Source organism: Acidimicrobiales bacterium, from assembly GCA_025455885.1.
Classification (GTDB): domain Bacteria; phylum Actinomycetota; class Acidimicrobiia; order Acidimicrobiales; family Acidimicrobilacustridaceae; genus Rhabdothermincola_A.
In genome coordinates, this window is sequence record JALOLR010000005.1 from 1 (window position 1) to 20,650 (window position 20,650).

Annotated in this window: 21 protein-coding genes and 2 rRNA genes; 20 read left to right on the forward strand and 3 right to left on the reverse strand. The window is 73.4% G+C overall.

Annotation, left to right across the window (positions count from 1 at the left end; all coding sequences use genetic code 11):
- The 6 genes from MUE36_05245 to MUE36_05270 form a co-directional block, all read left to right on the forward strand.
- Window positions 1-366 (forward strand): 23S ribosomal RNA (locus MUE36_05245); the annotation flags it as partial.
- Window positions 367-450: 84 nt separating this feature from the next.
- A 5S ribosomal RNA gene (gene rrf, locus MUE36_05250) occupies window positions 451-567 on the forward strand.
- Between the two features lie 732 nt (window positions 568-1,299).
- Window positions 1,300-2,238: a hypothetical protein gene (locus MUE36_05255; protein MCU0310331.1), complete on the forward strand. Its 939-nt coding sequence runs from the start codon at window positions 1,300-1,302 to the stop codon at window positions 2,236-2,238.
- Between the two features lie 128 nt (window positions 2,239-2,366).
- Window positions 2,367-2,744 carry a hypothetical protein gene (locus tag MUE36_05260; protein ID MCU0310332.1) on the forward strand — a complete coding sequence of 126 codons (378 nt, stop codon included), beginning with the start codon at window positions 2,367-2,369 and terminating at the stop codon, window positions 2,742-2,744.
- 316 nt (window positions 2,745-3,060) lie between these two features.
- The gene (locus MUE36_05265) at window positions 3,061-4,938 is read left to right on the forward strand and encodes a 2-oxoacid:acceptor oxidoreductase subunit alpha (GenBank protein ID MCU0310333.1); all 1,878 of its coding nucleotides are present in this window, start codon (window positions 3,061-3,063) and stop codon (window positions 4,936-4,938) included.
- Window positions 4,931-5,947, forward strand: coding sequence for a 2-oxoacid:ferredoxin oxidoreductase subunit beta (locus MUE36_05270; GenBank protein MCU0310334.1), 1,017 nt, complete (start codon window positions 4,931-4,933; stop codon window positions 5,945-5,947). The genes MUE36_05265 and MUE36_05270 overlap by 8 nt, the downstream gene beginning before the upstream one ends.
- Window positions 5,948-6,031: 84 nt before the next feature.
- On the opposite strand, the gene MUE36_05275 is transcribed toward MUE36_05270, so the two are convergent.
- Entirely contained in the window at window positions 6,032-7,225 is a 1,194-nt protein-coding gene (locus MUE36_05275; protein MCU0310335.1) for a DUF1015 domain-containing protein, read from the reverse strand.
- A 162-nt stretch (window positions 7,226-7,387) separates the two neighbouring features.
- Here MUE36_05275 and MUE36_05280 point away from each other — a divergent pair, with 162 nt between their 5' ends.
- The 10 genes from MUE36_05280 (at window position 7,388) to MUE36_05325 (ending at window position 16,339) form a co-directional block, all read left to right on the forward strand.
- Window positions 7,388-8,209: an HAD-IIA family hydrolase gene (locus tag MUE36_05280; GenBank protein MCU0310336.1), complete on the forward strand. Its 822-nt coding sequence runs from the start codon at window positions 7,388-7,390 to the stop codon at window positions 8,207-8,209.
- 70 nt (window positions 8,210-8,279) lie between these two features.
- Window positions 8,280-8,708, forward strand: coding sequence for a phasin family protein (locus MUE36_05285; protein ID MCU0310337.1), 429 nt, complete (start codon window positions 8,280-8,282; stop codon window positions 8,706-8,708).
- Window positions 8,709-8,718: 10 nt separating this feature from the next.
- Window positions 8,719-9,570, forward strand: a complete 852-nt coding sequence (locus tag MUE36_05290) for a TlyA family RNA methyltransferase (GenBank protein MCU0310338.1) — start codon at window positions 8,719-8,721, stop codon at window positions 9,568-9,570.
- A gap of 2 nt (window positions 9,571-9,572) precedes the next feature.
- Entirely contained in the window at window positions 9,573-10,427 is an 855-nt protein-coding gene (locus tag MUE36_05295; protein MCU0310339.1) for an NAD(+)/NADH kinase, read from the forward strand.
- Entirely contained in the window at window positions 10,427-12,001 is a 1,575-nt protein-coding gene (gene recN / locus MUE36_05300) for a DNA repair protein RecN (GenBank protein MCU0310340.1), read from the forward strand. The genes MUE36_05295 and recN overlap by 1 nt, the downstream gene beginning before the upstream one ends.
- Window positions 12,002-12,091: 90 nt before the next feature.
- Window positions 12,092-13,759: a CTP synthase gene (locus MUE36_05305; protein ID MCU0310341.1), complete on the forward strand. Its 1,668-nt coding sequence runs from the start codon at window positions 12,092-12,094 to the stop codon at window positions 13,757-13,759.
- Between the two features lies 1 nt (window position 13,760).
- Complete coding sequence (locus MUE36_05310) at window positions 13,761-14,354, forward strand: NUDIX hydrolase (protein ID MCU0310342.1); 594 nt, start codon at window positions 13,761-13,763, stop codon at window positions 14,352-14,354.
- Window positions 14,347-15,327 (forward strand): tyrosine recombinase XerD, encoded by a 981-nt coding sequence (locus tag MUE36_05315; protein MCU0310343.1) that lies wholly within the window; start codon window positions 14,347-14,349, stop codon window positions 15,325-15,327. The genes MUE36_05310 and MUE36_05315 overlap by 8 nt, the downstream gene beginning before the upstream one ends.
- A gap of 72 nt (window positions 15,328-15,399) precedes the next feature.
- Window positions 15,400-15,762 carry a TraR/DksA C4-type zinc finger protein gene (locus tag MUE36_05320; GenBank protein ID MCU0310344.1) on the forward strand — a complete coding sequence of 121 codons (363 nt, stop codon included), beginning with the start codon at window positions 15,400-15,402 and terminating at the stop codon, window positions 15,760-15,762.
- A 52-nt stretch (window positions 15,763-15,814) separates the two neighbouring features.
- Window positions 15,815-16,339 carry a hypothetical protein gene (locus MUE36_05325; GenBank protein MCU0310345.1) on the forward strand — a complete coding sequence of 175 codons (525 nt, stop codon included), beginning with the start codon at window positions 15,815-15,817 and terminating at the stop codon, window positions 16,337-16,339.
- Window positions 16,340-16,354: 15 nt separating this feature from the next.
- On the opposite strand, the gene trpS is transcribed toward MUE36_05325, so the two are convergent.
- The gene (trpS, locus tag MUE36_05330) at window positions 16,355-17,338 is read right to left on the reverse strand and encodes a tryptophan--tRNA ligase (GenBank protein ID MCU0310346.1); all 984 of its coding nucleotides are present in this window, start codon (window positions 17,336-17,338) and stop codon (window positions 16,355-16,357) included.
- Window positions 17,339-17,429: 91 nt separating this feature from the next.
- A complete protein-coding gene (locus tag MUE36_05335) occupies window positions 17,430-17,987 on the reverse strand; it encodes a hypothetical protein (GenBank protein MCU0310347.1) in 558 nt (185 codons plus the stop codon).
- A gap of 114 nt (window positions 17,988-18,101) precedes the next feature.
- Here MUE36_05335 and MUE36_05340 point away from each other — a divergent pair, with 114 nt between their 5' ends.
- The 4 genes from MUE36_05340 to aroH are packed head-to-tail and all read left to right on the forward strand — an operon-like array spanning window position 18,102 to window position 20,650.
- Window positions 18,102-18,881 (forward strand): segregation/condensation protein A, encoded by a 780-nt coding sequence (locus MUE36_05340; protein MCU0310348.1) that lies wholly within the window; start codon window positions 18,102-18,104, stop codon window positions 18,879-18,881.
- Window position 18,882: 1 nt separating this feature from the next.
- Complete coding sequence (gene scpB, locus MUE36_05345; GenBank protein MCU0310349.1) at window positions 18,883-19,521, forward strand: SMC-Scp complex subunit ScpB; 639 nt, start codon at window positions 18,883-18,885, stop codon at window positions 19,519-19,521.
- Complete coding sequence (locus MUE36_05350; protein ID MCU0310350.1) at window positions 19,518-20,270, forward strand: rRNA pseudouridine synthase; 753 nt, start codon at window positions 19,518-19,520, stop codon at window positions 20,268-20,270. The genes scpB and MUE36_05350 overlap by 4 nt, the downstream gene beginning before the upstream one ends.
- 11 nt (window positions 20,271-20,281) lie before the next feature.
- Window positions 20,282-20,650: a chorismate mutase gene (aroH, locus tag MUE36_05355; protein ID MCU0310351.1), complete on the forward strand. Its 369-nt coding sequence runs from the start codon at window positions 20,282-20,284 to the stop codon at window positions 20,648-20,650.

Sequence of the window (20,650 nt, forward strand, 5' to 3'; positions counted from 1 at the left end):
GTCCCAAGGGTTGGGCTGTTCGCCCATTAAAGCGGTACGCGAGCTGGGTTTAGAACGTCGTGAGACAGTTCGGTCCCTATCCTCTGCAGCCGTAGGAAATCTGAGGAAGGCTATCCCTAGTACGAGAGGACCGGGATGGACGTAGCTCTCGTGTGCCAGTTGTCCTGCCAAGGGCATGGCTGGTTAGCGACCTACGGAAGAGATAAGCGCTGAAGGCATCTAAGTGCGAAGCTTGTTCCAAGATGAGATTTCCCACAGGGTCAACCTGGTAAGGCCCGTGGTAGACCACCACGTTGATAGGCCGGAGGTGTACGCGTGGCAACACGTTCAGCCGACCGGTACTAATCGGCCGAGGGCTTGGATCGACAACGATGTTCGTGCTCGCTATGGAGTTCTCGAGAGGGCTCAGGCCGCCACCCGTCGGGGTGGCGCCGCCCCCTTGACAAAGGTTTCGGTGGCCACAGCGGTGGGGTCACACCCGTTCCCATTCCGAACACGGAAGTTAAGCCCACCAGCGCCGATGGTACTTGGGAGTCATCTCCCTGGGAGAGTAGGACGCCGCCGGATTTCTCAGTGCGAGAGGGCCCCTTCGGGGGCCCTCTCGTCGTTTTCGACCAGCTCAGGCTCCACCGTGCTGCTCCGGCCCTCGGCCGGTCCCGATAGGTTGACCCGATGCCTTCTTCGTCGCCGCGCCCGCCGGCCTCCCGGGACCCGCGAGGCCGCAGCGGAGGCTCGAGCCGGCCGACGCGGAAGGGCGCGCCGCCCGCGAAGGGGTCGGGCGCCTCCAGCGGCCGGGCCGGCGGTGCCGCGTCCCGGGGTACGGGTCCCAAGGCGTCGACTCCGAAGGGATCGGGATCGAAGGCGTCGGGATCGAAGGGCGGTGGGCCGAGGGGATCGGCGGCCAAGGGTGCCGGGTCGAGGAACGGTGGCGCCCGGGGCGAGGGGACGACGAGCGCCACCCGCTCGGGGGGTAGCCGGTCGACCGCCGCAGGGCCGCGTCGACCCGGGCGGCCGGGTCCGGCGGCGAGCGGCTCCGGCGGCGCGAGCCCCGGCCGATCCGGCGGGTCGAAGCCCGGGCGTGGCGGCGCCTCGCGCGCCGACGGGAGCGCCGCGGCCCGGGCGCCCGGCGGCGAGCGTTCGCGTTCCCGCGGCGGCGCCGCGTCGGATCAGAGGGGTACCGGGCCTCGGCGGGCGAGTGCCGGCGGGAAGGCCCGGGTCCGTGACGACGAGCGCGCGTCGCGTCGAAGCGCCGCCCGACCGGACGACGCAGCGATCGAGGCACCGTCGTCGTGGGGGAGCGTGGCCCGCCGCGGCCTGGGGGCGGCCACCGGCAAGCGGGTCTCGAACGCCAGTCGGGTGTGGCGTGACGCCGTCGAGGGCGCCGAACGCAGCCGTCCCGGCGGGACCGGGCGACCTGGCGAGGAGGCCCGATCGGCACCGGCCGTACCGGTCGACGACGAACGCCGACGCGACGACGAGGCCCGCGCCGCCCGCGCCGCCCGTGCCGAGGAGCAGTGGGTGCGCGTCGAGGAGGTCCGTGACGAAGCCGAAGCAGCGGTCGTCCGAGGTTCGTCCGGGCGTCCCGGTCGGGGTGGCTCCACCGCGACCACCGACCTGGCCGAGGAGGTTCGCGCCGAGCTGGCCAGGGCGGTCGGCACGGCGCGCAGCGAGCGTGTCGAGCGGCGTCTGCGCGAGGCGGCCGACGACTTCGAGAACGAGCGGTTCGGCGACGCGGCGCGGGTGCTGAGGAAGCTCTCCGACGAGGCCCCGACCGTCGGCGCGGTCCGCGAGCTCTACGGGCTCACCCTCTACCGGCAGGGCAAGTGGCGGGCGGCGGCCAAGGAGCTCGAGGCCTATCGTCTGCTGACCGACAGCGTCGACCAGCACCCCGTGCTCGCCGACTGCTACCGGGCGCTGCGTCAGTGGGGCGTCGTCGAGGAGCTGTGGGCCGAGCTGGGGAGCGCGTCGCCGAGTGCCGAGATCGTGACGGAGGGGCGGATCGTCGCCGCCGGGGCGCTGGCGGATCGCGCCGAGCTGGTGCCCGCCATCCGACTCCTCGAGTCGGGGTGGCGCTTCCCGAAGGCCCCGAAGACCTTCCACCTCAGGAGGGCCTACGCCCTCGCCGACCTCTACGAGCGCGCCGGGGAGGTGCCCCGGGCCCGAGACCTCTTCGGTCAGATCCGGGCCGCCGACCCCTCGTTCGCCGACGTCGAGAGCCGCCTCCGCGCGCTGCGCTGAGCGCCGACGTCCCGTTCCCGGTCGGCGCGCCGAGGCCGCGGGCTGTCCCACCCCCCGGGTAGCGTGAGGTCCCTCATCCCCCTCGCGTCCCGGCCGCACCTGCGGCCGTCATCCGTGCGAGGTGCGAGATGTCCGTTCCCGATCCGATCGTCAACGTCGCAGTGCTCTGCGGCACCGTCGTCCGCGAGCCCGAGGTGCGGGTCCTGGCCTCGGGGGCGGTGCTGCTCGGCTACGAGGTCCGCGTCGGGGGGCGTCCGCCCGACGCGACCACCGTGCCCGTCGTCTGGCCCGACCCTCCGGCCCGCCGGCCGACGATCGCCGCCGGCGACGTCGTGGTGGTGGTGGGCCACGTGCGCCGACGGTTCTTCCGGGTCGGTGGCGCCACGCAGAGCCGCACCGAGGTCGTCGCGGAGCGGATCCGGGTTCCCCGGTCGGGCCGCCACGCCCGCGACCTCGTCGAGCAGGCGCTCGTCGGGGCCGGCGAGCAGGCCACCGCCGGCGGCTGAGTCACCGGTGCCCCGGGTTCGCACCGGTTGATCCGGCGCGGCGCAGCACCGGGCGCGGGCGGCCGCGTCGAACGACGCCGGTGGTCGGGATCGGCGGTGTCGCCGCGCTAGCGTCGACCCCGAGGGCGCCGCCCCGACCCCGGTCGGGCGGTCGCCGGGGGCTCGGTTGTTCGGTCGGTCCGCCGGTGGGGTGCTCGCGATGACCATCCGGACGAGACAACCGGATCAGAACGAGAGCGGCCGCCCGAGTCGACGCGGCGACCGCACCAGGAACCACGCATCAGGAAGCACGCATCAGGAACCACAGGGGGTTCGCATGTCCACGACGGCCGATCCGACCGAGGTCGCGGAGCACCTCGACCGGGTCATCATCCGCTTCGCCGGCGACTCCGGGGACGGGATGCAGCTCACCGGCGACCGGTTCACGAGCGCCAGCGCCATGCTCGGCAACGACCTCGTCACCCTCCCCGAGTACCCGGCCGAGATCCGGGCCCCGGCCGGCACCGTCGCCGGCGTCTCCGCCTTCCAGGTCCACATCTCCGACCACGACATCACCACCCACGGCGACACGCCCGACGTGCTGGTGGCCATGAACCCGGCGGCGCTGCTCTCCGAGGTGGGCAAGCTCGAGCCGGGTGCCACCGTGATCGTCAACATCGACGCCTTCGACGAGCGGGCCCTCACCAAGGCGGGCTACGACCACGACCCGCTCACCACCGGCGACCTCAAGGCCTTCACCGTGCTCGAGGTCCCCATGACCTCGCTCACCCGTCAGGCCTGCGAGCCCCTCGGCGTGAAGCCGCGTGACGCCGAACGGAGCAAGAACTTCTTCGCCCTCGGGCTCATCTCGTGGATGTACACCCGACCCGAGCAACCCACCCTCGACTGGATCGCGGCCAAGTTCGCCAGCAAGCCCATGGTGCGCGACGCCAACGTCGCCGCCTTCAACGCCGGCCACGCCTTCGGCGAGACCGCCGAACTCATCGGGCAGCGCTACACCGTCAACCCGGCCGTGCAGCCTCCCGGCGTCTACACCTCCGTCAACGGCAACACCGCCACCGCCTGGGGCCTCGTGGCCGCGTCCCAGCTCACGAAGCTGCCGCTGTTCCTCGGCTCCTACCCGATCACCCCCGCCTCCGACATCCTCCACGAGCTCGCCAAGCACAAGAACTTCGGCGTGCGCACCCTCCAGGCCGAGGACGAGATCGCCGGCGTCGGCGCCGCCCTCGGTGCGGCCTACGGCGGCCAGCTCGGCGTCACCACCACCAGCGGGCCGGGGGTGGCGTTGAAGAGCGAGACCATCGGCCTGGCCGTGAGCCTCGAGCTGCCCCTCCTCATCATCGACGTCCAGCGCGGCGGGCCCTCGACCGGCCTGCCCACCAAGACCGAGCAGTCCGACCTCCTCCTGGCCATGTACGGCCGCCACGGCGAGTCGCCGGTGCCCATCGTGGCCGCCTACAGCCCCGCCCAGTGCTTCCACGCCGTCATCGAGGCCGTCCGCATCGCGGTGAAGTACCGCACGCCGGTCTTCCTGCTCACCGACGGCTACCTGGCCAACGGGGCCGAGCCCTGGCTGCTCCCCGACGTGTCGACCCTGCCGGACATCTCGGTGCCCTTCCTGACCGAACCGAACAGCACCGACCTCGACGGTCGACCCGTCCTGCGTCCCTACCAGCGCGACGACGTCACCCTCGCCCGCCCGTGGATCGTTCCCGGAACGCCGGGCCTCGAGCACCGCATCGGCGGCATCGAGAAGGAGGACGGCACCGGCAACATCTCCTACACGCCCGAGAACCACGATCGCATGACCGCGCTGCGGGCGGCCAAGGTCGCCGGCATCGCCGACGACATCCCCCCGGTCGAGGTCACCGGTGACGTGGACGACGCCGAGCTCCTCGTCGTGGGTTGGGGCTCCACCTGGGGCGCGATCAGCGGCGGCGTCGACCGCCTCCGGGCCAAGGGCCGCCGGGTGGCCCAGGCCCACCTCACCCACCTCAACCCCTTCCCCGCCGACCTCGGCGAGGTCGTTCGCCGCTACCCGAAGGTGGTCGTCCCGGAGATGAACCTCGGTCAGCTCAGCCACCTGCTGCGCGCCGAGTACCTGGTCGACGCCCGATCCGTCAGCAAGGTCAAAGGCCTCCCGTTCACCGCCGGTGAGCTCGAGGCCGCGTTCACGGAGGTCCTCGATGACTGACACCGCCGTCCCCGTCACCACTCGCAAGGACTGGTCGAGCGACCAGGAGCCCCGCTGGTGCCCCGGTTGCGGGGACTACACCATCCTGGCGGCCGTCCAGTCGCTCATGCCCGAGCTCGGTGTGCGGCGTGAGGAGACCGTCTTCGTGTCCGGTATCGGGTGCGCGGCCCGCTTCCCGTACTACATGGACACCTACGGCATCCACACCATCCATGGCCGGGCACCGGCCATCGCCACCGGCCTGGCCATCTCGCGGCCCGACCTCGACGTCTGGGTGGTGGGCGGCGACGGCGACATGCTGTCGATCGGCGGCAACCACCTGATCCACGCCCTGCGCCGCAACGTCGACCTGACCATCCTCATGTTCAACAACCAGATCTACGGCCTCACCAAGGGCCAGTACTCCCCGACGAGCGAGGTCGGCAAGGTCACCAAGTCGACGCCCTTCGGGTCGCTCGACCACCCCTTCAACCCGGTGAGCGTGGCGATCGGGGCCGAGGCCACCTTCGTGGCCCGCACCCACGACATGGACCGGGCCCACATGCAGGAGATGCTGCGCCGGGCCCACGACCACCGCGGCGCGGCCTTCGTCGAGATCTACCAGAACTGCAACGTCTTCAACGACGGGGCCTTCGGGGCGATCACGGCCAAGCAGAACCGGGCGGCCATGCTCATCCCCCTGGTGCACGGCCAGCCGATCCGCTTCGGCGAGGACGACGAGCGCGGAGTGGTCATGGGCGCCGACGGCTCCCCCCAGATCGTCGAGGTCGCCGACGTCGGTGCCGACGCGCTGTTGGTGCACGACGAGACCGACGCCGGTCTGGCGTTCCAGCTCTCGAGGCTGGCCGAGGGCCCGACGCAGCCGACGCCCATCGGCGTCTTCCGGGCCGTCGAGCGACCCGACTACGGCCGTGGCGTCACCGAGCAGCTGGCCGCCGCCGGGGAGCAGAAGGGTCCGGGCGATCTCACCGCGCTCCTCCACTCGGGGGCCACCTGGACCGTCGACTGACTCCCGTCGACCACCGTCGGGCGGGCGCACGCCGGGCGGGCCCCGGTGCTCCGGTCACGTCCGTCCAGGCCCGCTCCGGCCCGTTCAGGTCAGGTCGCGGAAGACGAGCCCGGTGCGCGGCTTGGGCGCGAAGAACGTCGTCTTCGGCGGCATGCGGTCGGCGCCGTGGGCGATCTCGACGATCTGGCCCACCGTCGCCGGGCGCAGCAGCACCCCCGCCTGGGCGGTCCCGTCGGCGACGGCACCGCGGACCCTGTCGACCCCGTGCTGGAAGGTGACCGTCACCGAGGGAAGGGCCGCCAGCGCGACGTCGAGCCGGCTGGAGTCGAGGTCCCGGACGCCGGAGAGGCGCTCGGCGCGGGGCCGTGCAAGCCAGCAGCCTTCGGGCCGCACGACCGCCAGGGCACCCTGGTGGCGCAGGAACGCGACGGCGCCCGTCTCGGGGAGGCTGACCGGTTCCAGGGCGAAGAACGGTTGGAGCGCCGAGAGGAGGTCGACGTCGGGCGGGAGGTCGGTGAGGAGCCGGTGGATCGGGTCGACGGTCAGCTCCGCCTCGACGAGCTCCACGACGAAGCACAGCACGGCGGCCGCCCCGCCGACGGCTGGTTCGGCCCGGCGACGCTCGTCGAGGTAGGCCAGTGACGTCTCGTAGCGGTGGTGGCCGTCGGCGATGACCACGGGATGGGCGCTCACCGCGGCGCTGATGGCGGCCCGGCGCTCCGGGTCGGACACCACCCAGAGGTCGTGGGACACGCCGTCGGCCGCGGTGAAGTGCACGTCGGGGGCGCCGCCCACGTCGAGCAGGCCGGACAGGCCAGGGGCCGGAGAGAGGCCCCACACCGGGGACAGGTTGGCGGAGGTGGCGCGGAGGAGGTCGAGGCGATCGCTCTTCGCCTTCGGGGTCGTGAACTCGTGGGGGAGGATCCCGCCCTCCCCGGGTGGGGACAGCTCGAGCGCCCCGATCACCCCGGTGGTGCGCCGGCGCTCCCCGTCGACCTCGACCTCCATGCGGTAGACGCTGAAGGTCGGCTCGGGGTCGGTGACGAGGGTCCCGTCACGGCGCCACGCCCGCCAGGTGGCACCGGCGGCGGCATAGGGGTCCTCGCCGGAGCCGTCGGGCACGGGGAGGTCGATCCGCACCACGTTGTGGGGGTCGGCGTCGACCAGGGACCGGCGCTCGGCCGGGCTGATCACGTCGTACGGCGGCGCGGTGAGCGTCGCGGCCCCGGCGGGCGCGGCGGCGTAGCGGATGCCGGGGAAGGGCTCGAAGCGAGGCACTGCCCCTTCCTACCAGACCCGTCAGACCCGACTTCCGGGTGAGCTCCCGGGCCGGGCCTCCCGTCCGGAGCTCGCACCGGATCTCCCGACCGGACCTCGCGGGACCCGGCGGACCGTCGGGCCGGGCCGGTCGGCGGTCACGCCAGCGGCGATACTTCCGTCGTGGCCTGGGTGTTCGATCTCGACGGGGTGATCTGGGTGGGGGACGACGCCGTCCCCGGGGCGGCCGAGGCCGTGGCCGCGGTCCGGGCCGCCGGCGAGACGGTCGCCTTCGTCACGAACAACTCCTTCGGACGGCGCGCCGACGTCGCCGAGCGGCTCCGGCGCCACGGGGTCGACCCGGGCGACGACGTGGTCACCTCGGCCATGGCCGTCGCCGGGCTGGTGACGGCCGAGGAGCGGGTGCTCGTCTGCGGGGGCCCGGGACTGAGCGAGGAGCTCGAGGCTCGCGGCGCCGAGGTGGTGGCGTGTCGCGACGTCGTGGCCGCCGCCCCGACGGCCACCCCGGCCGGCGTGCTCCACGCCCTGGCCGACGTCGGGCCCTTCGACGCGGTGGTGGTCGGCTACCACCGTGACTTCGACTACCTGCGCATGACCGTCGCGACACGGGCGGTCGCCGAGGGCGCCCGCCTGCTGGCCAGCAACGACGACGCCACCTATCCCACGGGCGCCGGGCCGATCCCCGGGGGCGGCTCGATCGTGGCGGCGGTGGCCACCGCCTCGGGTCGCATGCCGACCGTGGCCGGCAAGCCCCACGAGCCGATCGCCGCCCTCGTGCGTCGCCGGCTCGGCCCGGAGGGCATCGTGGTCGGCGACCGGCCCGACACGGACGGCCGCTTCGCCGAGACCCTGGGCTATCGCTTCGGGCTCGTCCTCTCCGGGGTGACGTCGGCCGCCGACCTGCCTGTGCACCCGACGCCGGCGGTGGTCGCCGCCGACCTCGCCGCCCTCGTCCAGGAGGCCCTGGCGACGCCGGAGGGATAGCCTGACCGGGCGCGTCACCCGGACCAGACCGGCGGCAGCGGGCCGCGGCGCTGCAGCAGGAGGAGCCACCATGGCGAAGAAGGATCCCATCGGTCAGGCCATCAAGGCCGGCAAGGACGTCACCCAGAGCGGTCAGAAGCGCGTCGAGACGATGCTGCGCGACGTCTCCAAGGCCACCGACCGCCAGTCCAAGCAGCTCTCGAAGGCCCTCGACGAGTTCCTCGAGCGCAGCCGCCAGGAGACCGAGCGCATCGCCGAGGTCGTCGACTCCCGCATCAGGCACCAGTTCGACACCTTCGGGGTGGCCACCAAGGGCGACCTGGCCCGTCTCGAGGCCAAGGTCGACGCCCTGGCGGCCACCGGGAAGGCCGCCCGCAAGGCCCCCGCCAAGCGGGCGCCGGCCAAGCGGGCCCCGGCCAAGCGGGCGCCGGCGAAGAAGGCCGCGACCACGGCCGCGGCGTCCACCCCGCCGGCGCCGAACGGCGAGTCGACCAGCTGACGGCTCGATCGTGAGCCCCCGGCGGCGCCTCGACGCCGAGATGGTCCGCCGGGGCCTCGTCGCGAGCCGTGAGCGCGCCCGCGACGACATCGAGCGGGGCCGCGTCACGGTCGGCGGCGCGCCCGCCCACAAGGCGGCCCGGCTCGTCGACCCCGCCGAGGCGATCGTCCTGCACGGTCCCCGAGCGCGGTTCGTGAGCCGGGCCGGTGAGAAGCTCGCCGCCGCGGTGGACCGGTTCTCGCTGGCGTCGCACCTCGACGGCGCCCGTGTGCTCGACGTCGGTGCCTCGACGGGTGGGTTCACCGAGTGCGCGCTGGCCCACGGGGCAGCCGAGGTGGTGGCGCTCGACGTGGGCCGCAACCAACTGCACGAACGGCTCCGGGCCGATCCCCGGGTGCGCAACCTCGAGCGGACGAACCTCCGCACGCTCGACCCGGCGCTCGTGGCGCCTCCCGCCGACGTCGTCGTGGGCGACCTCTCCTTCATCTCCCTGCGCCTGGTGCTCGATCCGCTCTTCGCCGCCGTGCGCCCCGGGGCGCTCTACGTGCTCCTGGTCAAGCCCCAGTTCGAGGCGGGGCGGGCCGAAGCGGACCGGGCTCGGGGTGTGATCGTCGACCCGTCGGTCTGGCGGCGCGTCCTGGGGGAGGTCGGTGCCGCGCTCGACGAGCGGGGTGCCACCATCATGGGCGCCATGGTCTCCCCGCTCACCGGCGCCGACGGCAACGTCGAGTTCCTCGTCACCGGTCGGGGACCCGGCGAGGGCCGCCACGAGGCGGTCGGCGGACGCCCGCCGCTCACCCCCGCCGCGACGGTCGCGGCGTTCGACGAGGTCGTGCGGGCGGCCGGTGGAGACGAGGCCTGACCGTGGCCGTCGTCGTCCTCGTCGTCCACCACGACCGTCCCGAGGCGGCCGCCGTCGCCGCCGACACGGTGGGCTGGCTGCTCGGGCTCGGGCACGAGTGCCGCCTCCCCGTCGAGGACGCCGCCCGGGCGGGCCGCCCCGACCTCGGCGGTCCCGACGACACGCTCGCCATCGGGGCCGACGTCGCGGTGAGCCTCGGCGGTGACGGCACGATGCTGCGCACCGTGGCGTTGGTGGCCGACGCCGACGTCCCGGTCGTCGGCGTGAACTTCGGCCAGCTCGGCTACCTGACCGACGTGGAGCCCGAGGCCGTCCGCTCCGCGCTCGAACGGTTCCTCGCCGGTGACTTCTCCCTCGAGCACCGGATGCTCCTCGACGTGGAGGTCACCTCGGCGCTCGGGGGCGCCCGACGGGTGGTCGCCCTCAACGAGGCGGTGCTCGAGAAGACCGCCAGCGGCCACACCGTCCGGCTCGAGGTGGAGCTCGACGGCTCCCGGTTCACGCCCTACGCCGCCGACGGCCTCATCGTCGCCACCCCCACCGGGTCGACCGCCTACGCCTTCTCCGCCCGCGGCCCGATCGTGGAGCCCACCCACCGGGCGCTCCTGCTCACACCCGTGTCGCCGCACATGCTCTTCGACCGCACCCTGGTCCTCGGTGAGGACGCGGTCGTGGGGCTCACCGTCACGGGGCACCGGCCGGCGGCCCTGGTGGTCGACGGCCGCAACCTCGGCGAGCTCGATGACGGCGACCGGGTCGTGTGCCGGGCGGCGACGCACTCCGCGCACCTCGTCGTGTTCGGGGCCCGCGACTTCCACGCCATCCTGCGGGCCAAGTTCGGCCTCTCGGACCGGTGATGCTGGCCGAGCTGCGGGTCACCGACCTCGGGGTCATCGACGAGCTCACGTTGGTCCTCGACGGGGGCCTCACCGCCCTGACCGGGGAGACGGGGGCCGGCAAGACGCTCGTGGTGACGGCCGTCGAGCTGTTGGTGGGGGCCCGTGCCGAGGGGACGATGGTGCGCCCGGGCGCCACCGAGGCGGTGGTGGAAGGGCGCTTCGTCCACGGTGACGACGAGGTCGTCCTCCGTCGAGTGGTGCCCGCCAAGGGTCGGGGCCGGGCGTACGTCGACGGTCACCTGGCCACGCTCGCCGAGCTCGCCGAACGGGGGTCGGGGCTGGTCGACCTCCACGGCCAGCACGCTCACCAGTCCCTGCTCACGCCGGCCGTGCAACGGGCCGCGCTCGACCGGTTCGGGGGCATCGATCTGGCCCCGTTGCGCGCCGCCCGCGAGGCCCTCCGGGCGATCGAGACCCGACTGGCCGGGCTGGGCGGCGACGAGCGGGAGCGGGCCCGAGAGCTCGACCTCGTCCGCTTCCAGGTCGCCGAGCTCGACGCCGCCCAGGTCTCCGATCCCGACGAGGACACGGCGCTGGCCGAAGAGGAGGACCTCCTCGGCGACGCCGTCGCCCACCGCGAGGCCGCGATCGCCGCAGTGGCCGCGCTCACCGACGACGGGGGCGCGGGTGACGCCCTGGGTGTCGCCGTGGCCGCCCTCGACGGTCGTGCTCCCTTCGCAGCCGCGGCGCGACGGCTCCGGGCGGTGGCCGCCGAGGTCACCGACGTGGCCGCCGAGGTGCGCACCGTCGGCGACGGCATCGAGGACGACCCGGATCGCCAGGACCAGGTGCGGGCCCGTCGGCAGCTCCTGCACGAACTGGCTCGCAAGTACGGCCCGACCCCGGCCGACGTGATCGCCTTCCATGCCGAGGCGAAGGCCCGCCTGGTCGAGCTGGAGGACCACGACCGTCTCGCTGCCGCGCTCGACGCCGAGCTCGCCGTGGCGCGCGAGGCCGTCGCCCGCGAGGAGGCGCTCGTCGCCCGCGCCCGGCAGGACGCCGCACCGGCCCTCGCCGCCGCCGTCGAGGCGAAGCTGCCGGCGCTGGCCCTGGCCAAGGCCCGCCTCGAGGTCGACGTGTCCGGCCCGGCCGGCCACGACGTGGTGTTCCGCTTCGCCGCCAACCCGGGGATGCCGCTGCACCCGTTGTCGAAGGTGGCTTCGGGCGGCGAGCTCGCCCGCGCCATGCTGGCGCTGCGGCTCGTGCTCACCGAGGGGCCCCCGGTGCTCGTCTTCGACGAGGTCGACGCCGGCGTCGGCGGGGCGGCGGCGCTGGCGGTGGGTCGGGCGTTGGCGGAGGTGGGCGGTGACCACCAGGTGCTCGTCGTCACCCACCTGCCGCAGGTGGCGGCGTGCGCCGACGCCCAGGTGCTCGTCGACAAGCTGGTCGTCGACGGCGTCACCCGCACGACGGTGCACCCGGTGGCCGGCGAGGACCGCGTCACCGAGCTGGCCCGCATGCTGTCGGGCAGCCCCGATCGGACGACCGCTCGCGACCACGCCCGTGAGCTGCTCGCCGACGCCTCGGGCTGACCGGCGCTCCGTGTCGACGGTCCGCGTCGGTCGATGCCGCGCGGGGCTAGCCTGCGATCCCGTCGTGCACACGCCGCCGGGAGGCCCTCGATGACCAAGCACATCTTCGTCACCGGAGGTGTGGCCTCCTCCCTCGGGAAGGGGCTCACGGCCTCGTCGCTGGGCCGGCTCCTCAAGAGCCGCGGGCTCCGGGTGACGATGCAGAAGCTCGACCCCTACCTCAACGTCGATCCGGGGACCATGAACCCGTTCGAGCACGGCGAGGTGTTCGTCACCGACGACGGGGGAGAGACCGACCTCGACCTCGGGCACTACGAACGCTTCATCGACGAACCGCTCAGCCGCGACTCCAACGCCACCACGGGCTCGATCTACTCGGCGGTCATCGCCGCGGAGCGCAGGGGCGACTACCTGGGCAAGACCGTCCAGGTCATCCCCCACATCACCGACGAGATCAAGCGGCGGATCACCAGGCTGGCCTCCGACGACGTCGACGTGGTGATCACCGAGATCGGCGGGACGGTGGGCGACATCGAGATCCTGCCGTTCCTCGAGGCGATCCGGCAGTTCCGCCTCGACGTCGGGCGCGAGAACGTGTGCTACGTCCACGTCACCCTGGTCCCGTTCATCGGACCGGCAGGGGAGCAGAAGACCAAGCCCACCCAGCATTCCGTCACCGAGCTGCGCAGCCGTGGCATCCAGCCCGACGTGATCGTCTGTCGCAGCGAGCAGCCGGTGTCGGCGGACCTCAAGCGCAAGATCTCCAACCTCTGCGACGTCCCCGTCGACGCGGTGGTCAACGCGGCAGACGCCCGCAACCTCTACGAGATCCCGTTGGTGATGCACGACGAGGGCCTCGACGCGGTGGTGTGCAAGCTGTTCGGCTATGCCGACCTCGACGTCGACCTCTCCGAGTGGGAGATCCTCGTCGACCGGGTCGAGACCTCGGTCACGCCGGTGCGCATCGGTATCATCGGCAAGTACGTGAGCCTGCCCGACGCGTACCTGTCGGTCGTCGAGTCCCTGAAGCACGGAGGGTTCTTCCACGCCGCCAAGGTGGAGATCGAGTGGGTCCAGGCCGAGGAGGTCGAGGGCCTGCTCGCCGACGGACGCCTGCGCGACCTCGACGGGATCGTCATCCCCGGGGGCTTCGGCGAGCGGGGCATCGAGGGCAAGGTGGCCGCCGCCGGCTACGCCCGTGAGCACGAGATCCCCTGTCTGGGCCTGTGCCTCGGCATGCAGGTCATGACCATCGAGTACGCCCGCAACGTGCTGGGTCTCGCCCGGGCCAACTCGAGCGAGTTCGACCCTTCCACGCCGCACCCGGTGATCGACCTCATGGACGCCCAGCGCGACGTGACCGACAAGGGCGGGACCATGCGCCTCGGCGCCTACGTCGCCGAGCTCCTCCCCGGCTCCCAGGTCGGGCGGGCCTACGGCCGCGACGTCGTCTCCGAGCGCCACCGGCACCGCTACGAGTTCAACCCCAAGTACCGCAGCCGGTTCGACGGGACCGGCTTCGTGTGCTCGGGCACCTCACCCGACGGCCGCCTCGTCGAGTTCATCGAGCTCGAGGGGCACCCGTACTGGATCGGCACGCAGGCCCACCCCGAGTTCAAGAGCCGCCCCGAACGACCGGCCCCCCTGTTCCGGGACTTCGTCGCCGCGGCGCTGGCCCGCTCCGACGGCCGCAACCCGCATCTCCCCGACATCGTCGAACCGACCGCACCGTCACCGACGCCGTCGCCGGCGCCGTGAGGTGAGCGCCGGCGCGGGCCCGACCGGCGAGCCGGCGGGGTTCGTCCATCTCGGCGACGAGGTGCTCCACGCCGGTGCCGTGATCTCCCTGGTCAGGGCGTCGTTCGCCGCCCCCGACGGGTCGCACTTCACCCGGGAGGTCGTGCGCCACCCCGGGGCGGTGTCGGTCGTGCCCCTCCACGCCGACGGGACCGTCACCCTCGTGCGCCAGTACCGCGCCGCCCTCGACCGGGAGCTGCTCGAGATCCCGGCCGGCAAGCGCGACGTGCCCGGCGAGCCCCCGGAGATCACCGCGGAGCGCGAGCTGGCCGAGGAGGTCGGGCTCCGGGCCGGACGGCTCGAGCCGCTGGCCCAGTTCGTCAACTCCGCCGGGTTCAGCGACGAGTACTCCCACGTCTTCCTGGCCACGGAGCTCACGGAGGTGGACGACGCCCGCCAGGGGCTCGAGGAGCAGCACATGTCCGTCGAGCGGGTCGCGCTGGGTGACGTCCCGGCGCTCGTCGCCCGCCACGAGATCGTCGACGCCAAGACGGTGATCGGCCTCACCCTCGCCCTGGTGCGCCTCGGCGGGGCGCCGGAGGGCCGCGGTGGGTGATCCCGGGGTCCCGGGTGTCGACGAGGTCCCCGCCCCGCTCCCGCTCGAGGTCGAGGACTGGTTGACCTGGCTGGCCGCCGAGAAGGGTCGCTCGTCGAACACCCTGCGCGCCTACCGGCGGGACCTCGGCCGGTACTGGGCGTGGACCTCCGGACGAGGCGCGACCCTCGACGACGCCCGGCCCGCCGACCTGGACGCCTACGTGGGCCATCTCCGCTCCCTCGGCCTCGCCCCGGCGTCGGTCGCCAGGGCCATGGTCGCCGTCCGCTCCTACCATCGCTTCCGGGCCGACGAGGGTCTGACCGAGGGCGATCCCTCGGCGTCGGTCGACACCCCCCGGGTCCCGTCCGGGCTGCCGAAGGCGCTGACCGAGGACGAGATCACCGCGCTGCTCGACGTCGTCGCGGGCGACGACGCCGTCGCCCGGCGCGACCGGGCCCTGCTCGAGCTGCTCTACGGCACCGGGGCCCGCATCTCCGAGGCGTGTGGGCTCCGCCTCGGCGACCTCGACCTCGACGGCGGGCTCGTGCGCCTCTTCGGGAAGGGCGCGAAGGAGCGGGTCGTCCCCCTGGGGCGACTGGCCCGCGCCGCGCTCGGGGAGTGGCTCGCCCCCGAGGGGCGGGGAGCGCTCGCGCCCGAGCAGTGGGCGCGGCGCGGCGACGCCGAGGCAGTCTTCCTGAACCAGCGCGGCGGGCGCCTCTCCCGTCAGGGCGCCTGGGCCGTCGTGCGCCGCCACGGCGACGCCGCCGGCCTCGGCGGCCGGCTCACCCCCCACGTGCTGCGCCACTCGTGCGCCACCCACATGCTCGACCACGGCGCCGACATCCGGGCCGTGCAGGAGCTGCTCGGGCACGCGTCGATCAGCACCACCCAGGTGTACACGCTGGTGTCGACCGAACGTCTCTTCTCGGCCTACGACGCGGCCCACCCCCGGGCCCGGACCCGCCCCGCCCGGTCGGGCCCGGTGCCGTGATGTCCGTCCTCGCGGCACCGGGCCGCTACCGCGATGCCCGTCCCCGCGGCACGGGGCCGGTACCTTGTGGTCATGTCTGAACACGGCGTGAACACCGGACGTCCTGACCGACCGGCCGGGGACTTGGCCGCCACCCGTGCCCTGCTCGACCAGACCCGTGAGCAGCTCGAGGCGCAGGTCCACGAGCTCGGCCTCGAAGGCGACGCGGCCGTCGTCGACGAGAACTTCGCCGACTCCGCGGCGGTCAGCGCCGAGCAGGGCGAGCTGCAGGCCCTCGCCGCCGGTCTGCGCGAGCAGCTCGACGACGTCGAAGTGGCGCTGACCCGCCTCGACGACGGCACGTACGGCACGTGCGTGGTGTGCGGCACCGACATCGGCGCGGCCCGGCTGGAGGCGATGCCGGCCACCCGCTACTGCATCGACCACGCAGGGTGAGCTCGCCGACGCCCCGCGTCGGACGCGGCGCCCGGCCGGGCTGAGGCGCCCCGTGGCGTCCGTCGTGCACCTCACCCGCCGCTTCGCCGGCAGCCTCCGCCCCGGCGGACCGTCGTCGGGGGAGCGAACCTGGGCCGAGGAGCAGCTCACCGACGCCGAAGCCCGGCTCTGGCGCTCCATGTCGGGCCCCGACCGACGCCATTCCGTCGTCGTCGCCCGGAGGGTCGAGCGGGCGCTCGGTGCCGAGGCCACCCGCCCCGTCCTCGCCGCCGCGCTCCTCCACGACGTCGGCAAGGTCGACGCCCACCTCCGCGTCTACGGACGGGTGGCGGCCACCCTGTCCGGCGCGATGGTCGGTCACGACCCCGACGTGATCCGGGCGTGGTGCCGGGCGGGGGGCTTCACGCGGCGTGTCGGGCTGTACCTGCGTCACCCCGACCTCGGGGGCGACCTGCTGGCCCTCGCCGGGAGCGACCCGCTGACCGTCACCTGGGCCCGCGAGCACCACCTCCCCGCCGAGGACTGGACGTTGCCGGCCCCGATCGCCACGGCCCTCTCCGCCGCCGACGACGACTGAGACGCCGCCGCCCGGTCAGGCGAGGTCGAGCAGCCCGAGGTTCCGCCGGGCCCGCTGGAGGGTGGGTCCGGCCGTGTCGCGGGCCTTCTCGGCGCCCTTGGCCAACAGGGCGGCGGTGCCGGCGGGGTCGGCGGCCAGCTCGGCGAACCGCTCCTGGATCGGGCCCAAGGTGGCCACCACGGCCTCGGCGCAGGCGGTCTTCAGGTCGCCGTAGCGGGTGAAGCCCTCGGCGACGGCGCGGGGGTCCTCGCCGGTGCAGGCCCCGAGGATCGAGAGGAGGTTGGACACGCCCGGCTTGGTGTCGGGATCGAAGCGCACCTCGGTCTCGGTGTCGGTGACCGCCCGCGTGATCTTCCTGGCGACGGCGTCGAGCGGTTCGAGGACGAGGATCGTGCCCTGTGGCGAGTCCTCGGACTTCGACATCTTCCTGGTGGGGTGCTGCAGGTCCATGACCCGCGCCCCGACGGGCGCGATGGTGGCTTCGGGCACGACGAAGGTGTCGCCGTAGCGGTGGTTGAAGCGGACGGCGAGGTCACGGGCCAACTCCAGGTGCTGGCGCTGGTCGTCGCCGACGGGCACCTGGTCGGTGTCGTACAGGAGGATGTCGGCCGCCATCAGGGCCGGGTAGGTGAACAGCCCGGCCGACACGAACTCGGCGTCGTCGCTCTTGTCCTTGAACTGGGTCATCCTGCGCAGCTCGCCGAAGGCGGCGGTGCACTCGAGGAGCCACGACAGCCCGGTGTGCTCGGGGACGTGGCTCTGCACGAACAGCGTCGAGCGGTCGGGATCGATGCCGAGCGCCACCAGCAGCTGGGCCAGTTCGAGGGTCCGTTCCCGCAGTTCGGTCGGGTCCTGGGGGACCGTGAGGGCGTGGAGGTCGACCACGCAGAAGATCGACTCGGCCCGATCCTGGTGGGTGACCCAGTGCTGCAGCGCGCCGAGCAGGTTGCCGAGGTGGACGGGACCGGTGGGCTTGATGCCCGAGAAGACGCGTGTCATCGGCGACGATGCTACCGATGGCCCGGCCCGTGCCCGGGAGGGGTCGCCGGCGCGGTCACGCGGGCGGGGTCAGCGGGCGCTCACGTCCGGATCAGGGGGTCGACACGCCGGAGGAGTCCCCGGCGACGGTGCCCTCCGGGCCGGGGGCGGGGTCCAGCGTGACGCCGCAGGTCGTGAGGATGCCGGAGGTGATCTCCCCGAGGTCGACGTCGAGCTGGCTCAGGTCGGCGTCGCCCGAGAGCACCAGGCCGACGAGCAGCGTCGTCCGGTCCTCGGCGGGGAGCTCGACGACCGTGGCCCTCACGCACGCCTCCTGTTCGGGGGTCGTGCCGCCCACGGCCCCGGCGACGGCGGCCGTCACGAGCGTCCCGAGCTCCTCGGGCGGGAGGCACGCACCGAGCACCTCGCCGAGCGCCGTCTGCTCCTCGGGCGACGCTCCGCCGCCGGTCCCCAGGGCCGAACGGGCGTCGGAGGACGCCGCGAAGCCGTCGGTGAGGCACTCCTCGACCCGGTCGTCGGCCCCGAGACCCTGGCGGACCACGGCGGCCGCTTCGGCGGCATCGGGTGACGACGGGCCCGAGGAGCACCCCCCGGCCACCATCGACACGAGCACCGCCACGGACACCACCAGGGCGGAACGCGGGGACATGCCCGGATCGTAGGGTCCCGGCACGGTGGCAGCCGGGCACCGTGCCGCACGGGGACGAGATGCACGGGGGCGAGGTGCACGGGGGCCGCCACGGCGGGCTCTATCGTGGGCCCGATGCCCTACGAGGTCCAGACCCCCGTGTTCGACGGGCCCTTCGACCTCCTGCTCCACCTCATCGTGAGGGAGCAGGTCGATCTGTACGAGATCTCGCTCACGACGATCGTCGACGCCTACCTCGCCGAGATCGAGCGGATGGAGCAGCTCGACCTCGACCTCACCACCGAGTTCCTGTTGATCGCCGCGACGCTCGTGGAGCTCAAGTGCAAGCGCCTCCTCCCCGAGGACGCCGAGGTCGACCTCGACGACGAGTTCGCGCTCTGGGAGGAGCGCGACCTGTTGATCGCCCGGCTCCTCGACTGCAAGACCTTCAAGGACGCCGCCGCGGTGCTGGCCCGCCTGGCCGACGACGCTTCGCGGTCCCGGCCGCGTCGGGCGGGCCCGGACGAGCGCTTCGTGGAGCTGACCCCCGACCTGCTCCTCGGCATCGACGCAGAGGACCTCCGCGTCGCCTACCTCCGGGCCATGGTCCCCAAGCCGCAGCCGGTGGTGAACACCGACCACATCCACTCGGTGCGAACGAGCGTCACCGATGCCGTCGCCGAGCTCGTCGACGAGTTGCCCCGGATGGGTCGGGTCACGTTCCGCCGGCTCACCGAGTCCTTCGTCGAGCGACTCGAGGTGGTCGTGCGCTTCCTCGCCGTCCTCGAGCTGTTCAAGCAGGGCCTCGTGGACCTCGACCAGCCGGCGGCCTTCGGTGACATCGAGATCGTCTGGACGGGCTCGCCGGCGATGGCCGTGGCCGATCTGGCCGGCATCGACAGCTACGAGGGCTGACGTGACCGACGACGCCACCAGGGCCCTCGAGGCCGTGATCATGGTCGCCGACAGCCCCGTCGAGCTCCGCCTGCTCGCCGACCTCGTCGGGCTGTCGGAGTCCGACACCGAGCGACGCCTCGACGCCCTCGCCGCCGAGCTGCGCGAGCAGGGCCGGGGGTTCGAGCTCGTCCGCGTCGCCGGGGGATGGCGCTTCCAGAGCCATCCCGACCAGTCCACCTACGTGGAGCGCTTCATCCTGGAGGGCCAGTCGGCGAGGTTGTCGGCCGCGGCCCTGGAGACGCTGGCCATCGTCGCCTACAAGCAGCCCATCAGCCGGGCCCAGGTGGCCGCCATCCGCGGGGTGAACGTCGAAGGGGTGGTCCGGACCCTCGAGCAGCGCGGCTACATCACCGAGGTGGCCCGTGACGCGGGACCCGGTCAGGCGGTCCTCTTCGGCACCACCCCGCTGTTCCTCGACAAGCTGGGCCTCGACTCCCTCGCCGATCTCCCCTCCGTGGTCGACTTCGTCCCCGGCGCCGACGTCGTCGAGGCCCTCGAGCACGGCCTGCGGATCGAGACCGGCCCCGTCGCCGAGCCGAACGGTGCGGGTGACGCCGGGCGACCCGATCGCGACGAGCTGCTCGACGGAGAGCGGTGACCCCGTCCGAGCCCGCGTCGTCGCTGCCCGACGGCGAGCGACTCCAGAAGGTCCTGGCCAGCGCGGGTCTCGGGAGCCGGCGCACCTGCGAGGACCTGATCGCTGCGGGGCGGGTGACCGTCAACGGGGAGATCGCCGTGCTCGGGCGCCGCATCGACCCCGAGCGAGACCTCGTGGAGGTGGACGGCGTGGCCGTGGGAGTGCGTCCCGGGTTGGTGCACTACCTGCTCAACAAGCCCGCCGGGGTCGTGACCACGGCCGACGACCCGCTGGGCCGCCCGACCGTGGTCGAGCTCGTGCCCGCCGAACCGCGGGTCTTCCCGGTGGGTCGCCTCGACCTCGACACCGAGGGCCTGCTGTTGCTCACCAACGACGGTGAGCTCACCCACCGCCTCACCCACCCCTCGTTCGGCGTCGACAAGGAGTACGTCGCCCACGTGGAGGGCCGGCCCTCGCGCGGCCAGGTGCGCCGGCTGCGCGAGGGGATCGAGCTCGACGACGGGCCCACCGCGCCGGCACAGGCCTCGCTCGTCTCGCCGTCGGTGCTGCGCCTCGTCATCCACGAGGGCCGGAACCGGCAGGTGCGCCGGATGTGCGAGGCCATCGGCCATCCCGTCCAGCGCCTGGTGCGCACCCGGATCGGCCCGCTCTCCGACCGGCGCCTGGCCCCCGGGGCGTGGCGTCCACTGACCAGCGACGAGGTCCGCGCGCTGGAAAGGGCCGCCGGTCCCGGCCCGGGCGACCGGTAGGGTCCATCGCCGTGACCGTTGCCGTCCGGGCCCTCCGGGGCGCCACCACCGTCGAGAGCGACACCGAGGAGCAGATCCGGCAGCGCACCGTCACGCTGCTGCGCGAGCTCATGGACCGCAACGACGTCCACCACGACGACATCATCAGCGTGCTCTTCACCGCCACCGACGACATCCACGCCCTCTTCCCGGCGGCGGCGGCCCGCGACGTCGGCTTCGGCGACATCCCCCTGATCTGCGCCCGCGAGCTCGACATCGTCGAGGCCACGCCGTTGTGCATACGGGTCCTGATGCACCTCACCACCACACGTGACCGCGCCGCGCTGCGCCACGTCTACCTCGAGGGCGCCGCCGGCCTCCGCGACGACCTGCCCGAGTGA